Source organism: Vibrio sp. 1078-1 (assembly GCF_033340475.1).
In genome coordinates, this window is record NZ_JAWOWM010000003.1 from 307,271 (window position 1) to 322,217 (window position 14,947).

12 protein-coding genes are annotated in these 14,947 nt (G+C 45.0%); 11 read left to right on the forward strand and 1 reads right to left on the reverse strand.

From position 1 onward, the window contains the following. The first annotated feature begins 28 nt into the window (after nt 1-28). Both R7190_RS08390 and R7190_RS08395 read left to right on the forward strand, forming a co-directional pair. A complete protein-coding gene (locus R7190_RS08390; protein ID WP_186585457.1) occupies nt 29-1,570 on the forward strand; it encodes a hypothetical protein in 1,542 nt (513 codons plus the stop codon). A 12-nt stretch (nt 1,571-1,582) separates the two neighbouring features. Then, nucleotides 1,583-2,272, forward strand: a complete 690-nt coding sequence (locus R7190_RS08395) for a hypothetical protein (protein ID WP_186585458.1) — start codon at nt 1,583-1,585, stop codon at nt 2,270-2,272. A gap of 86 nt (nt 2,273-2,358) precedes the next feature. Here the strand turns inward: R7190_RS08395 and R7190_RS08400 are convergent, their stop codons facing one another. Beyond that, nucleotides 2,359-3,360 (reverse strand): AraC family transcriptional regulator, encoded by a 1,002-nt coding sequence (locus R7190_RS08400; RefSeq protein WP_005373633.1) that lies wholly within the window; start codon nt 3,358-3,360, stop codon nt 2,359-2,361. 107 nt (nt 3,361-3,467) lie between these two features. Between R7190_RS08400 and R7190_RS08405 the strand changes: the two genes are divergently transcribed. The 9 genes from R7190_RS08405 to R7190_RS08445 all read left to right on the forward strand — a co-directional run bounded on the left by R7190_RS08405 (nt 3,468) and on the right by R7190_RS08445 (nt 14,876). After that, nucleotides 3,468-3,794, forward strand: a complete 327-nt coding sequence (locus R7190_RS08405) for an MFS transporter (protein ID WP_017635162.1) — start codon at nt 3,468-3,470, stop codon at nt 3,792-3,794. After that, complete coding sequence (locus R7190_RS08410; RefSeq protein ID WP_186585459.1) at nt 3,794-5,017, forward strand: HlyD family secretion protein; 1,224 nt, start codon at nt 3,794-3,796, stop codon at nt 5,015-5,017. The genes R7190_RS08405 and R7190_RS08410 overlap by 1 nt, the downstream gene beginning before the upstream one ends. A gap of 101 nt (nt 5,018-5,118) precedes the next feature. After that, a complete protein-coding gene (locus tag R7190_RS08415; protein ID WP_186585460.1) occupies nt 5,119-6,441 on the forward strand; it encodes an ABC1 kinase family protein in 1,323 nt (440 codons plus the stop codon). 112 nt (nt 6,442-6,553) lie between these two features. Beyond that, nucleotides 6,554-7,900, forward strand: coding sequence for a magnesium transporter (locus R7190_RS08420; protein ID WP_186585461.1), 1,347 nt, complete (start codon nt 6,554-6,556; stop codon nt 7,898-7,900). Nucleotides 7,901-8,704: 804 nt separating this feature from the next. Continuing rightward, nucleotides 8,705-9,943: a cytosine permease gene (gene codB, locus R7190_RS08425; RefSeq protein WP_047101164.1), complete on the forward strand. Its 1,239-nt coding sequence runs from the start codon at nt 8,705-8,707 to the stop codon at nt 9,941-9,943. Nucleotides 9,944-9,952: 9 nt separating this feature from the next. Next, nucleotides 9,953-11,230: a cytosine deaminase gene (locus R7190_RS08430; protein ID WP_025767946.1), complete on the forward strand. Its 1,278-nt coding sequence runs from the start codon at nt 9,953-9,955 to the stop codon at nt 11,228-11,230. A gap of 248 nt (nt 11,231-11,478) precedes the next feature. Continuing rightward, nucleotides 11,479-12,117, forward strand: coding sequence for an HD domain-containing protein (locus R7190_RS08435; RefSeq protein WP_017819864.1), 639 nt, complete (start codon nt 11,479-11,481; stop codon nt 12,115-12,117). After that, nucleotides 12,118-12,876 carry a helix-turn-helix domain-containing protein gene (locus R7190_RS08440; RefSeq protein ID WP_005385584.1) on the forward strand — a complete coding sequence of 253 codons (759 nt, stop codon included), beginning with the start codon at nt 12,118-12,120 and terminating at the stop codon, nt 12,874-12,876. 146 nt (nt 12,877-13,022) lie between these two features. Beyond that, entirely contained in the window at nt 13,023-14,876 is a 1,854-nt protein-coding gene (locus R7190_RS08445) for an MFS transporter (RefSeq protein ID WP_186585462.1), read from the forward strand. Nucleotides 14,877-14,947: the final 71 nt, after the last annotated feature.

The following is a 14,947-nucleotide window of genomic DNA, read 5'->3' on the forward strand; positions in this document are numbered from 1 at the left end:
CTCTAATAAAGTCTACGAGTAACATGAAATGAGATATTCCAAATCAACGCCTTTAGCCATATTTTGCGCGATAAGTCTAACTGCTTGTGGCGGCAGTGAATCTAATTCGAAACCATCGACAACGACACCTCCAACACCACCAATGCCAACATTGAGCACTGTCACAATCCCAACTGTCGTTTCTACAGAGTTTCCAGCCAAGTTAAAAGTGGCTGCTGATGCTGGCTTCACCCACTATGTGAAAATCTCCCTTTCCGAAGCAAACAACAACGATACATTTCACATTGTGGCTGTTGATGACGGTGCGAATAATGAAAAAATCTTTCGTGCAGCCAAAATCATCCAACACCTTCTCACAAACCAACCAGACTCTAAGTACGGTGCTGACAAGTCTCGTATCGCTAAGACATTAGCCGAGCGTGATGCCACACTAATGCTGACCGAAAACGACGAACAGAATGATGAGATGTTAACCAAAATCTTTATCAACGAACTGATTCGCCAAGACAAATTGAACGATGCAGTTGCAAACTCGGGCTTAGCACACTCTTTTGATACGAGTTCTCTAGAAAAGTTTGTTGTAAGCATGATGGTACTTAGCGAAGATGATATGGATACACTTGTCACATCTATCGCGTCAACATTAGTAACTAGTAAAGAAACACCAAACTGGCTAAGGAATAGCCAATCTTTAATGTATCGAGAACTGACAGTTGAAGGCGATTGCCATTACATGAGTAATTTTGCCGATTACTGCGCCAATCTTGGCAAAAAAGCCGAACGAGACGCCGCTTTTGAAGAAATTTTACACTTGGTCCAAGCGCAAGGTATTGCACCTAACACGGAGACTGCGGCACTGCAAAATGACATTCAAGCTCATGCGTTAACAATCTATAACGATATTAAATCGGGCAAACCGACGGTGTGGCGCCCTACTCAGTATGACTGGGACGATTGGAAATCGGACGACTTCGATCCTGAAAGTGTTAAACAAACGGGCCCTTCATATTCTCACGAATATTTTGCTGCCGCTTTTGAAGCTTACATGGGTGTAGCAAAAGCAAACGGACATGGTTTAGATGGCTACCAAGCGTTAACGCGTGAAGAAATGCAAACCCAAGATCCACAAGCCGTTGATTGGATCAGTGGCTTATTCCACGGATACTTGCAATATACCGCGAATATCGACTCTGCGGGCGTCAAGCTCTACACAGAAAAGACAAATCCAGGCACAGTACCTACCTTCCGTATGGCTCCCAACAAAGACGGTTTGATAGAAGCGTACACCTACAAATCTCAGTGGTTAACAAAAGTGAAGATCATTGGCGACGACGCGATGAATGTGATCGGTAATGATCAAAACAATACTTTTGAAGGCAACAGCAAAGACAACAGCATTTATGGTGAAGGCGGTATCAACACCTATATCGTGCCACACAAACTGGCGGAATGTACTGTTATCAAAGCAAAGAGCGTTTCTGTTGAGTGCCCAAATACAGGCACTGACGAGTTGTACGACATTCAGAACATCCAATTCACCGACCAAACCCTAGATGTAACCAAGCTATAAACAATGAAAAACATGAAGAAACTTATTTTATTCGCTCCCTTGCTCCTTGTTGGTTGTGGTGGCCTAGCCGTCATGGATCGTACTGATGCCGTAAAAGCACAACCAGAAATGCTGATCAAAACCGACGGTGATTTTTGGGGATTCGGTGCGGATGGCCATTTTGATTTTGCTGGTAAGTACAAAGGCAAGTATTCACGCAGTGCTTCTAACTCAAGTTGGTTTAACCGTATCTCTTTCAAAGAAGGTTCAATGGGCGCAGAAGTGACTCGTATCGACAGCGGGGAAACTTGGCTTTTGAACTGCACTGGAGGCGGTATGTCGGTTAACTACATGGGCGTCGATTTTGGTGGGAATGATCCTTACACCTGTGACATTACTCAAGATGGTAAAAAAGTCGGTGAGTTTGCGATGGAGCCAAAATCCGCTCTCATCGACATCAGCTTTGAGAAAAAAGAGACAGGCGTAGTGCGTATTGGTAGCACCCAATTTAATGTAAAAACTGTACATACTAGTCCTGACGCCATGATGGCGGTAGACATTCCATTGGGTTATAGCTTTAAGGAAGGCACACAAGAAATTGCCGCTGTGCAGACGAACGGTACCATTGCGGTACAGATGCTCCCTGAACTTAGCGAACAAAAAAAGGATGTAATTGCCATCGGCGCTGTTGCAAGTGCACTAAGTTGGCGTCCTAAGAAATAGCCACCACATAAAACGACACAAAAAAATAACAAAGCCCTCAACTTTGAGGGCTTTTATTGCTTGTACTCATAGAGATAAGTGGAGCACTACTTCTCTAATCTTCCCGTATACTGCTTGGGCGTTAATCCACGATGTTTCTTAAACATACGATTGAAGCTCGCCACATTGGTGTAACCAAGGCGCGTGGCAATGTCATCAATACTCACGCGCTTACTCAACAAACCAGCTGCAATATTACTCAATACATAGCCAGAAACCGTCGAAAAATTGAGCCCTAATTTATGCAAACGACGTTGAAACTGCTGTTCAGATAAATCAAGCAGAGAAGACACGCGCTCTAACGTTGGCAATCCATAATGGCTGCTGTAGTTCACTACTTCATAAATCACTTTCAACTCGTCTTCTGGATCGGGCATATTAAGCAAATCATCCAAGTCGGAAAAACTCATCGCTAGACGGCTGTCTTCTCGATGGCTCACTTGGCGGGAGGCTAATCGGTCATCTCCCGGGATCCATATCTCTGTTTTTGGCTGACTCCATTCCACCTCGCAGCCGAAATATTCCCGGTATCGCTCAGTATTTTTTCTCGAGCCTGAAACCTTGACACGTAAAGGCTGGTAATCTTTGCCAAGAAATTCGCGTAACACCTTAATCATAAATACCGCACAGCGGATACTATCGTGCACCTTTACTGACGTTTCTATAAACGGGTTGTGGTAAGTCCATTTGATGATTTTACCCGACTGTTCGCCAGCAAAAAACGCCCCTGATTGTAGATTGCTCACACCATAATTCACTCGCCGAATGGTACTGGCTAAATCATTGCCGGAGAATAACCAGCGTCCCACTGGCCCTAGCTTTTGCAGTTCAATACCCCGGCTGAGACTCAACACCACATCCGGGTCAGCACTGGCTTGTTCAACACAACGATACCATTCCGCAACGGCTTTTAGCGGGATCAGTGTCATTGGGTTACGAAACACCGATACTGGGATTCCTAACTCATCCGAGTCCAAATTGTATTTAGATAACGCGAGGTTATGCATGTTTAGAATGCCCATCGCGCGAATAAACCGAACCGTTTTCATAACCAATTACATCAAATTTAATCCTATAGTGATTGAATCTGTCACAAAGAAAGCCGCAAATCAAATTCAGATCACAATACGCCAACAGTTTGATAGAGGAGTGTTTAATGAGTTTACTGAGTGTCCCATTTGTCGGTACAGGCGCAGATACGGCGTTACATGTTGTCGCTGCTGTCGTTTTAATTGCGAGTGTCGCGGGCGCGTGTTACGGCTTTTGGAAAATCCATGAATTGCCTATCAATAAAGCACACAGCAAAGACCATCATCAGATAGGGCTCATCACTGCGCTGACCTGGATAGGGTTTGTCTGGCACTGGGTTTGGGTGCTAGCCGTGATCTTTGCATTTGTTGATATGGAAAAAGCCATCATCAATCTGCGTGATACATGGAAAAGTAAACCGCAAACAGAAACACAGCCAAAAGAGGAAGCATAATGTTAGAAGGTTTAGCGGTATGGGCTCTCTTCATCTATCTGCTGCGTTTGGTTGGCATGCCTTGGAACAAAGCAACCAAATCGTTCGCTTATCTTGGCGGTTTGAGTTGGCTGATGTTCGTCTGGGTAGGTTTGATTAACTTCACCCCGATGGATTTATCCGGCGGTTCTGTCGTGCAGTCACCACACATCCAATTGCGTCCAGATTCAACCAATGTAAAAGGTAAAGTTGACCACATTTACATTGAGCCGAATCAGCAAGTTAAAGAAGGTCAGCTCATTTATGAACTTGACCCAACGCAATACAAAATCGCATTAAATCAAGCGAACGTATCCGCTGATTCTGCTCGCGTTGCATTAGCTACAGCAAAAGGCGACATCGAGATTGAAGAAGCTAACCACGAAGCGCTAGTGCAAGATCTAGAAACATCAAAGAGCCAGTTGGAAGCGGCGAAAGTTGACTACAAATTGCAGAAAAAAATGCTAGATCGTTATGTTGAGCAAAACCGAGTGGTGCACAACACCATCACGGAAAGCGATATCGACAAACAATCGAGTGCGGTTGATATGGCACGTCACAACGTGTTGACCCTTGAGTCTCAAATCAAGAAGAAACAAGTCGATATTTCCCGTGCAAAACTGGCGATTCATAAAGCGGAACTTGCAGTTGAAACCAAACAAGCCGAACTGCGCCAAGCGAAAGAGCAAATTGCAAAAGCGCAATGGGATTTGAATAGCACAAAAGTTCATGCCCCAACAGATGGCTTTGTCACCAACTTTATCCTGCGTGAAGGTCAGCGTGTATCAATGATGCCGCGTATCAACATGTACACCAACGAAAAGTACGTACTAATGCGAGTGAACCACCAGGCGATTCGTAACATCAAACCGGGTCAGCCAGCGGAATTCTCTTCGTCCGTTTACCCAGGTAAGATCTTCTCAGCGACCGTCGAAGGCATTGTTGAAGCAACAGGTGAGTCACAAGGTAATCTACTGGGTTTCGATGATTCCGTACGTGTCACCACTGGAAAGAACTTACAGAACAAACACCACTTTGTTCGTCTTAAGATTGATGAGCCAGAAGGCTACGACATCCCTGTTGGCTCTGTTGGCCTCGCATGGATCAGCGGTGAAAAACCGATAGGCTTCATGGCCTTCTTAGATGTGATTCGCGGGATCATCATCCGAATGAAGTCTCAACTGTACTTCTTCTACTCTATCTAAACTCGCAAACCGCCAGTTACGCTGGCGGTTTTCTTTTCATTTGTATCCAAACATATCCTTTTCCCGTATAACAATTAGTTAGTAAATAGCGGAGAAGATTCATGTCGGCAAAGGAAAGAAGCCTACCTACCCATCGCATCTCAAGATTCAGCAAGTTCGCTTCACTTGCTACCCGTGTCGCAGGCAATGTGATTGCAGAAGGCACGAAGCAGATAGCCAAAGGCAACAAACCAAAAGCGAAAGACCTCTTGCTGACGCCACAGAACATCGCGCGCTTAACTGACCAACTTGCTCACCTGCGTGGCGCTGCAATGAAGCTTGGTCAAATGCTATCAATGGATGCTGGTGATGTTTTAGAACCTGAACTTGCCGATATTCTTTCCCGTCTTCGTTCCAACGCAGACCCAATGCCTGCAAAACAACTCAACGCAGTAATGGAAAGTTCGCTGGGAACGAATTGGAAAGCTGAGTTTCTGTCATTTAACTTCAAACCAATCGCCAGTGCATCAATAGGACAAGTGCACCAAGCCTACAGCGATGCGGGCGATAACCTAGCCGTCAAAGTGCAATATCCGGGCATACGGAAAAGTATCGATAGCGACGTCGATAATGTCGGTACACTGCTCAAGGTCGTTGGGTTGATTCCCGAGTCTGTCGACTACAAAGGATTACTCGAAGAAGCGAAAAAGCAGCTACATGACGAGGCCGATTACGCACGAGAGGCACAATTTGCCATTCGTTATCATGACGCTTTGAAGGAGCACCCTCATTTTGTGGTGCCCAAGGTTCATACTGAAAGTTGCTCAGACTCCGTTCTCGCGATGGAATTCATTGATGGTAGCCCGATTGAGCAAATCGAACATTATGATCAGAGTACGCGAGATTTTGTCATGCACAGCCTACTCGAATTACTGTTTCGAGAGCTGTTCGAATTTAAGATGGTACAAACCGACCCAAATTTCGCCAACTACTTATATATCGAAAACACTCGTCAAATCGGCTTGCTAGATTTCGGGGCCACTCGAGAGTACAGCGAGCGGTTCAGCACTGGTTATCGCCAAGCTTTCGCATCTGTCGTTAACAATGACGAACAAGGCTTGAATAATGCGCTTGAACAAATAGGCTTCTTCAGCCAAACCATCCTTCCAGACCAACGCCAAGCGATTCTCGATCTAGTGAAAATGGCATGTGAACCGATGTTAGTTGATGAGCCTTATGACTTTAAAGCCAGCGGCTTAGCACAAAAGCTTCGCGAGGCTGGCACCATTCTAAGCATGGAGCAAGAATACTGGCATACTCCACCAGCAGATGCCCTATTTTTACACAGAAAAATCGGCGGAATGTACTTGCTGGCAGCCCGTATTGGCGCAAAAGTGAACATTCGCCAATTGGTACAGCCATATCTCACCATCAACAGCGAATAGCCTATTGTTTTTCTGTTACTTTCAAGTACCTTGAGCAAGGTTAAGGTGCATAGTTGTGCATCTCAATAACATGCCATACTTCCATAAAACGAATTAACTATCGGGGTACTCGGTGAGCAAGTTTCAAGATCTCTCCACTCTAATCCAGCAAATTGGCCAAGCCGAAGAAGCGGATCAAGTCGCAACGCTCAATGAATCTATTGAAGCGGGCCTCGAGCCCGGCGCGGTTGCCCTGATTCTAGAAGCCTTTCCAATCGACGATCGTGTTCGCTTATGGCGAGCTTTACCACTAGAGCTACATATCGACGTGTTAACGGAAATGCGTGCGGACGTACGTTTCTCTATCATCAATGCGTTATCTGAAGTCGAGCTAAAGCTAACTCTCGCTAAACTCGACAACTTGTCGCTCATCGAATGGGCCGATTCGTTGCCAGAGTCGATCATCAGCGAAGCGCTCTCGTTGATAGAAAAAGATGAGTTGGAACTTTACGATCAAGCAAACGAGTATGCTGATGAAGAACTCGGCCACTGGGCTGAACGTAAGATCATCACCCTGCCCTTCAACATTACGATTGGGACAGCTAAGCAGTTAATGGAGCGCTATAGCTACGACACGCCTCAACAGGTGTATCTGATTAATCGTAATAAACAGTATCGTGGAACGGTCAACTACTTCGATATCTTACGTGGTGACCCCGATACTCGCTTAAAAACACTCATTATTGAGGCTGTGACGGTGCTAGACAGTAAAATGATGCTTCCTGAAGCGGTAGAGGCATTAGAACACAGCACACTGCCCGCTCTCCCTGTAACTGATGCAGACCAAACACTGATCGGTGAAGTCGATTGGCAGTTTGCATTGAGTACACAGCGTGAAATCTACGAAGCACGTTTGATGGCGGGTACAGGTATGGATGAAGGCGATGACTTGTTTGCGCCAGTATTAAAAAGCTCGCAAAAGCGCGGTGTTTGGTTAGGCATCAATTTGCTTACTGCGATTTTGGCTTCTGTCACTATCGGACTATTTGAAGATGTAATTGCGCAGGTGGTGGCTTTGGCGGTGCTCATGCCAATTGTTGCATCCATGGGGGGCATTGCTGGCAGCCAAACGCTCACTCTAATGATTCGTGCGATGGCGCTTAATCAGATCACCCCAGGTAACCGCTTCAAGCTTTTGAAAAATGAGTTGGGTATTGGCTCTCTGAACGGCATTGCTTGGGCGTTAATCATCGGCGGGCTCGCCGGATTGTGGTTTCAATCTCCGGTTCTTGGGGGAACCATCGCGCTGGCCATTATCGTCAATATTATTACCGCAGCTTTATTTGGTGTGCTGATTCCCATTATTCTGGATAAGTTTAAATTGGACCCCGCTTTGGCTGGCTCGGTGATTCTAACAACAGTGACAGATGTAGTTGGTTTTTTCGCCTTTTTAGGAACGGCGAGTTTAGTCATGCTTTAAAAGGTTCATTGTTTATTAATCAATCATTAGCATAATAGAGTCAAATTGCATAACGCAGTTGCAAATTGCAAACATACTCAAACTTTAAGCAACGCATGTCACAGAAACTACGTATTTTAGGGCATATTAAAGTTGGCACAGTAACTGCATTATATAAATCGACCCTTCTTAAGCCGAGGGTCACCTAGCCAACTGACGTTGTTAGTGAACTTGATTTTGTTCACATGTATATAAGCCAATCGCACTCTTTGCGGTTGGCTATTTTTTTATGTGGCTATTGCCCTCTTATCCTCTGACCGAGCTCGGTTGTACTTTTCTTGCCCACAACAGATTGTTTACTGTTTATAAAATTCAAATATTCGCCCAACAAACCATTAGAAATGTCAGCTTCAACAAAAATAAATCACCTACATAAAATAAAACCAAGAAAACATACCCAAGAAAAGAACAAATACCGTCCAAACCAAAAACCTCATCATGAAAACGTTTTCTTTTCATAGAAATCGACTGAACAATTCAGAGTTATAGATAAATTTAATCCATAAAAACAAATAGCAATTCAAAACATTAACTTCACATAGAAAATCTGTCTATAAATCATAGAAAACACGTAAAACCAAACTTTTCACTTTTAGAATTTAAAAATCAAACTATTGTTATTAAAAGAAAAAATACACAACAAAAATCAAGCAAACGTTTAAATTGCAATTTTATCATTGACTATTAAATTTACATCTCGATAATACGCGCCGTTTGCCTGAAATCAGGTGCTATAATTTAATGTTTCAATGTGCGGAGGTAATAATGGCTGGAGACAATAATTACAGTCTTGGACCAGTTCCCAACACGGCCAGAAAAGGCGTGGCATCACTTACAATGGTGATGTTAGGACTCACTTTTTTCTCCGCAAGTATGTGGACTGGGGGTTCTCTCGGTACTGGGCTCTCCTTCAATGATTTTTTCCTCGCTGTTCTCATCGGTAACCTAATCCTCGGTATTTACACTTCTTTCCTCGGTTACATCGGCGCTTCTACTGGTCTCTCTACTCACCTTCTTGCTCGTTTCTCTTTTGGTTCTAAAGGCTCTTGGCTTCCTTCTGCTCTTCTTGGCGGTACTCAAGTTGGGTGGTTTGGAGTTGGTGTCGCGATGTTTGCGATTCCGGTGCACAAAGCAACGGGCATCGATACCAATACTTTGATCCTCGTCTCCGGTTTGCTCATGACCGCGACCGTTTACTTTGGCATCTCCGCACTGATGGTGTTGTCAGCAATCGCCGTTCCTGCCATTGCACTACTTGGCGGCTACTCTGTCATCGAGGCAGTAAATAGCGTTGGTGGTATTGGCGAACTACAACAAGTTCAACCAACCGAGCCACTCGATTTTTCAATAGCTCTCGCGATGGTTGTCGGCTCTTTTGTCAGTGCTGGTACATTAACGGCGGATTTCGTACGCTTTGGTAAAAAGCCGCGCAGCGCCGTGATGATCACCATGGTGGCATTTTTCATCGGTAACTCGTTAATGTTTATCTTTGGCGCGGCAGGTGCGTCGGTGACGGGTCAATCAGACATTTCTGAAGTGATGATCGCGCAAGGTCTTCTTATTCCAGCTATCATCGTTCTTGGCTTGAACATCTGGACGACCAACGACAACGCGCTCTACGCATCGGGTCTTGGATTTTCCAACATCACAGGCTTACCAAGTAAATACATCTCAATGGCGAACGGTCTTGTTGGCACACTTTGCGCTCTCTGGCTCTACAATAACTTTGTTGGCTGGCTGACCTTCTTATCTTTGGCAATTCCACCGATTGGCGGTGTGATCATCGCTGACTTCTTCACGAACCGTAAACGCTACGCAAACTTTGAAGCCGCCCAATTCCAAAACGTTAACTGGGCTGGCATTATCGCTGTCGTGATTGGCGTTGGTGCGGGACACTTCCTGCCTGGCGTAGTGCCGATTAACGCTGTACTTGGCGGCGCAATTAGCTTCCTGATTCTTAATCCTATTCTTAACAAAAAAGCACTGGCTACACAGCCAGCGTAAGGAACCATCATGACAACACTACTGATCAAAAACGTAACGCTAAAAGGACAAGAAGGTCTGCAGCAAATTTTGATTGAAGATGGTCAATTCAAGCGCATTGAAAGCAACGATGTGGAGCTTAGTCATAACGGTGACATCATCGATGCTGAAGGCGGTATGGCGGTTGCGCCTTTCTGCGAGCCACACATTCACTTAGATACAACTCAAACCGCAGGCGAGCCTAGCTGGAACATCTCTGGCACATTGTTTGAGGGTATTGAACGTTGGGCTGAGCGCAAAGAAATGCTGTCGATTGAAGACGTGAAAGCGCGCGCAAAACAAACCTTAAAATGGCAGATAGCAAACGGCGTACAACACGTTCGTACCCACGTCGATGTTTCAGACCCTACCCTAATTGCCCTAAAAGCGATGGTAGAAGTGCGTGAAGAGATGAAAGAATGGGTAGATATCCAAATCGTCGCCTTCCCGCAGGAAGGAATTCTCTCTTACCCAAATGGCAAAGAGCTGCTAGAAGAAGCCGTCAAATTAGGTGCGGACGTGATTGGCGCGATTCCACACTTTGAATTCACACGCGAATATGGCATTGAATCGCTGCACTACGTATTCGAGTTAGCGCAAAAATACGACCGCCTGATCGACGTGCATTGTGATGAAATCGATGACGAACAATCTCGCTTCGTTGAAACACTGGCAGCATTAGCGCACAAGTTTGATATGGGGAATAAAGTCACGGCCAGTCACACCACAGCGATGGGTTCCTACAACGGTGCATACGCATCTCGCCTGTTCCGTTTATTACGCATGTCCGGTATCAACTTCGTGGCAAATCCATTGGTGAACATTCACCTACAAGGCCGTTTTGATGATTACCCAAAACGTCGCGGCGTAACACGAGTGAAAGAGATGCTGAATGCCAACATCAACGTCTGCTTTGGACACGATGATGTATTTGACCCTTGGTACCCACTAGGCACTGCAAACATGCTGCAAGTGCTACATATGGGTCTGCACGTGTGTCAGGTGATGGGTTACGACCAAATCAACAACTCACTGGATCTGATCAGCACCAATTCAGCACGTACACTGAACATTCAAGACAAGCACGGTATTGAAGAAGGCAAACCAGGTAGTTTACTGATTCTTCCCGCAGAAAATGGTTTTGACGCAGTACGTCGCCAAGTGCCGGTTCGCTACTCTGTTCGTCACGGTAAAGTGATTGCAGAAACACAGCCTGCGACGACTCATATTCATCTTGAACAAGCAGAGCAAGTAACGTTCAAACGCTAAAAAGATCGGCGTGACGAAAAAGGCCTGACGACATCGTCAGGCCTTTTTTCTACTGGTAAACATCACTGCTCGCTCTGTCTATTCTTGTCTCATAAACCACTGAACACATTGAAAGGCCATATAAAACGGCTCAGTACCAAACGTTGCACAAGGTTCTGGTGGCTGAATCTCAATTACACCATCGCACTTGGAAATTATTCTAAGCGTTGGGCATACTTCTGACTTCATTTTAGTTGTAGATATGAACCATGACGTCATTAAGCCAGATAGAACCGCAATTTTTGGAATTTATGCAGCAAGAGATGCAAGTAGATGCAGCTCATGATCTTAAACACGTAAAACGCGTGGTCAAAACAGCGAAACAGCTCTGCAAAGAAGAAAATGCAGACATCGCGATTGTATTACCGGCTGCCTATTTGCATGATTGCTTTACTTACCCGAAAGATCACCCAAATCGCAAAGAGAGCTCAATCATCGCAGCCAAAAAAGCGGTCGCATTTTTAGAGAGTATCGATTATCCGCAGCAATATCATGATGCCATTGCTCATGCGATAGAGGCACACAGCTTTAGCGCAAACATCAGGCCAAATACGTTGGAAGCCAAAATCGTCCAAGATGCCGACCGTCTGGACGCTTTAGGCGCAATTGGCGTGACGCGATGCATTCAAGTCAGCACTCAGTTTAACGCGCAACTTTACAACGACAGCGATATATTTGCCGAAGAACGTGAACTTAACGATAAACAATTCACTCTGGATCACTTTCAAACCAAGTTATTCAAAATCGCTGAAACCATGAACACAGAGTCAGCAAGACGCGAAGCGCAAAAACGCAAAACCTTTATGCAAACGTACCTAGAGCAGTTACACGACGAGGTAACAGCGTAAATGTCAGAGAGTTATACGTTAATTAAAGAGCTTAAACGCCAACTAAAGTTAGCTGGGCTGCATTATGCCGATGTTGCACAACACCTTGATTTAAGTGAAGGAAGCGTCAAACGTTTACTCGCTGAAGGTCAGCACATTAGTCTTGAACGCTTAGAACGCATTTGCCAATTGATTGGTTTAGAAATGGCGGAACTGTTTAAGATCGCGGCTGCGCACAATAAAGGTCTAGAGTCGCTAACGTTAGAGCAAGAAAAGCAGTTGGTTGATGATAAAGCCCTGCTACTCGTGGCAATCTGTGTTGTAAATGGCTATCAGTTTGAGCAAATCGTTCAGCAATACACCTTCAATGAGTTTGAACTGGTGCAAAAGCTTGCTCATTTGGATCGTCTGAACATCATCGACTTGCAGCCAAATAACAAAATTCGTTTGCGTATATCTCCGACATTTAAGTGGCAGATGGGCGGCCCTATTCAACGGTTCTTCCAACAGCAAGTTCAAGACGCCTTTTTCCAAAGCTACTTTTCTGGTGAAGATGAAAAGTTCTCCATGGCAACAGGACTGATGAGTGTACCAAGCAACAAGAAGCTACAACAGAAACTGCAAAAGGTCATCGATGAGTTTTATCAGGCTTGCCAAAATGATAGCTCTCTCGATATGGACGAAAAGCACGGCACCTCTCTGATTATTGCGATGCGTCGTTGGACGTTCCCTTTGTTTGAACCATGGGAAAGAAAACCTGCTCAGAAGTCTCGGAATTAGTAACTCAATAAACGAATGGAAATGAAAGTAACGAATTTCGTTACTTTTGGTGGCATACAACGTCACTTGAAAGAGAAAGCTGGTTTAATCGTTCATTGAGCATAAAGTGCTCCCATCTCATTCGACTTTGTTTAATCGGGGCCCGTATGTTTTTCTCAAAACGCTTTTTTCCTTACTTTGTGACGCAATGCCTTGGCGCACTCAATGACAACATCTACAAAAACGTTCTGTTATTGATGGTGACATACAGCCAAATTGATAACCTACCAATATCCGTCAATCTATTCGTTAATTTGGCGGCAGGCTTATTCATCCTACCTTTCTTTCTATTCTCAGCGCATGCTGGTGCCGTCGCTGACAGCATGGACAAAGCCAAATTAATCCGACGTCTAAAGCTCATCGAGCTGGCTATCATGTCTTGCGCAGCAACCGCTATTGCCACCCAAAGTGCCATGCTGATGCTGGTTCTGCTGTTTATGACAGGCACTCAATCGGCCTATTTTGGTCCCGTGAAATACGCCTTGTTACCACAAGCGCTCAAACCAAATGAGCTTGTTAGAGGAAATGCTTGGGTTGAAATGGGCACGTTTCTTTCGATTCTTATAGGTACGCTTAGCGCAGGCCTGCTGCTAGCCATTCCTAATGGTACCTTGATTGCTTCTTGTACCGTGATTGCCTTGTCTTTGCTTGGGTTCATGAGCAGCGTGAATATTCCAACGATGCCTAGCCAATCGAATGACAAAGCGAAATTTGAACCGATTTCTGGTTTAAAGAACACGTTAAAAGTGGCAAAAAAACAGAGAGGCATCTGGATGTCTATTCTTGCCATCAGTTGGTTCTGGTTCATGGGTGCGACTTACCTAACTCAATTCCCTAACTTCGCACGCGAACATTTGTTCGCAGATAGCACTGTCGTTTCTTTACTGTTGGCATTGTTTTCGATTGGTATCGCGACAGGCTCTTGGTTGTGTGAAAAACTTTCTTTCAACCACGTTGAGCTTGGTATTTTGCCATTCGGTATCCTTGGTCTGACAGTCTTTGGCGTCGACTTGCTATGGGCAGTCCCAAGTTATCCATCACTTCCGGTGCACTTTTATGATGTGCAAAGCTTCGTTGCTGAATCAAAACATCTGCGCGTCATGATTGACCTGTTCCTTGTTGGTGTAAGCGGCGGTGTCTTTATTGTTCCTCTTTATGCGTTCATCCAATCGCGTTCAAACAAAGGGGAGTGTGCACGTGCCATTGCTGCTAACAACATCATGAATGCGTTGTTTATGGTGGTGTCTGCTTTGGTTTCGATCGTTGTACTCAGCGTACTAGAGCTTTCTATTGTGGAACTGTTTGCCATGATGGCAATAGGTAACTTTTTCGTGGCGATCTATGTATATCGCCAAGTACCGGAATTTACACAACGCTTTATCAGTTATTTACTCAGCCATTGTATGTATCGTGTGTCCGTAAAGGGGCGCCAACATATTCCTGAACAAGGTGCTGCGTTAATCGTGGCTAACCATGTTAGCTATGTCGATGCATTGATTTTGATGGGAACCTCTACTCGCCCGGTTCGTTTTGTGATGGACAAATCCATCAGCGAGCTACCTGTTCTTAAATATGTATTCCGTCATGCCGGTGTTATCCCGATCTGTTCTCCACGTAAGTGTGCCGACACTTACCGACGAGCATTTGAACAGATTGAACAAGCACTTAACGACGGTGAGGTTGTCTGTATCTTCCCTGAGGGTCGTTTAACGTCTAACGGTCAATTGGGTGAGTTTCGCCCTGGTGTAGAGAAAATCCTTGAACGTAACCCTGTTCCTGTCATCCCTATGGCGTTAAAAGGGCTTTGGGGTTCTTTTTTCAGCCACAAAGGCGGACATGCTCTCACAAAACGACCGACTCGTTTTTGGTCAAAAGTGGATGTTGTTATCGGTGAAGTGTTAAGTCCTGCGTCTTTAAATCGTCATCAATTGCAACAACAAATACAGGATTTACTGGGCTGAGTCGCTTGCTACAGCAGTCAAACTTTGCAGCAAAACGTAAATATGCACCACAAAGCACAAGTAGTTTCTTG

What these genes read in the sequence shown, in the direction of transcription:
- R7190_RS08445 (WP_186585462.1), top strand. Translation starts at nt 13,023, where the DNA reads ATGTTTTTCTCAAAACGCTTTTTTCCTTACTTTGTGACGCAATGCCTT.
- R7190_RS08430 (WP_025767946.1), top strand. Translation starts at nt 9,953, where the DNA reads ATGACAACACTACTGATCAAAAACGTAACGCTAAAAGGACAAGAAGGT.
- R7190_RS08410 (WP_186585459.1), top strand. Translation starts at nt 3,794, where the DNA reads ATGTTAGAAGGTTTAGCGGTATGGGCTCTCTTCATCTATCTGCTGCGT.
- R7190_RS08390 (WP_186585457.1), top strand. Translation starts at nt 29, where the DNA reads ATGAGATATTCCAAATCAACGCCTTTAGCCATATTTTGCGCGATAAGT.
- R7190_RS08395 (WP_186585458.1), top strand. Translation starts at nt 1,583, where the DNA reads ATGAAGAAACTTATTTTATTCGCTCCCTTGCTCCTTGTTGGTTGTGGT.
- R7190_RS08405 (WP_017635162.1), top strand. Translation starts at nt 3,468, where the DNA reads ATGAGTTTACTGAGTGTCCCATTTGTCGGTACAGGCGCAGATACGGCG.
- R7190_RS08415 (WP_186585460.1), top strand. Translation starts at nt 5,119, where the DNA reads ATGTCGGCAAAGGAAAGAAGCCTACCTACCCATCGCATCTCAAGATTC.
- R7190_RS08400 (WP_005373633.1), bottom strand. Translation starts at nt 3,360, where the DNA reads ATGAAAACGGTTCGGTTTATTCGCGCGATGGGCATTCTAAACATGCAT.
- R7190_RS08435 (WP_017819864.1), top strand. Translation starts at nt 11,479, where the DNA reads ATGACGTCATTAAGCCAGATAGAACCGCAATTTTTGGAATTTATGCAG.
- codB (WP_047101164.1), top strand. Translation starts at nt 8,705, where the DNA reads ATGGCTGGAGACAATAATTACAGTCTTGGACCAGTTCCCAACACGGCC.
- R7190_RS08440 (WP_005385584.1), top strand. Translation starts at nt 12,118, where the DNA reads ATGTCAGAGAGTTATACGTTAATTAAAGAGCTTAAACGCCAACTAAAG.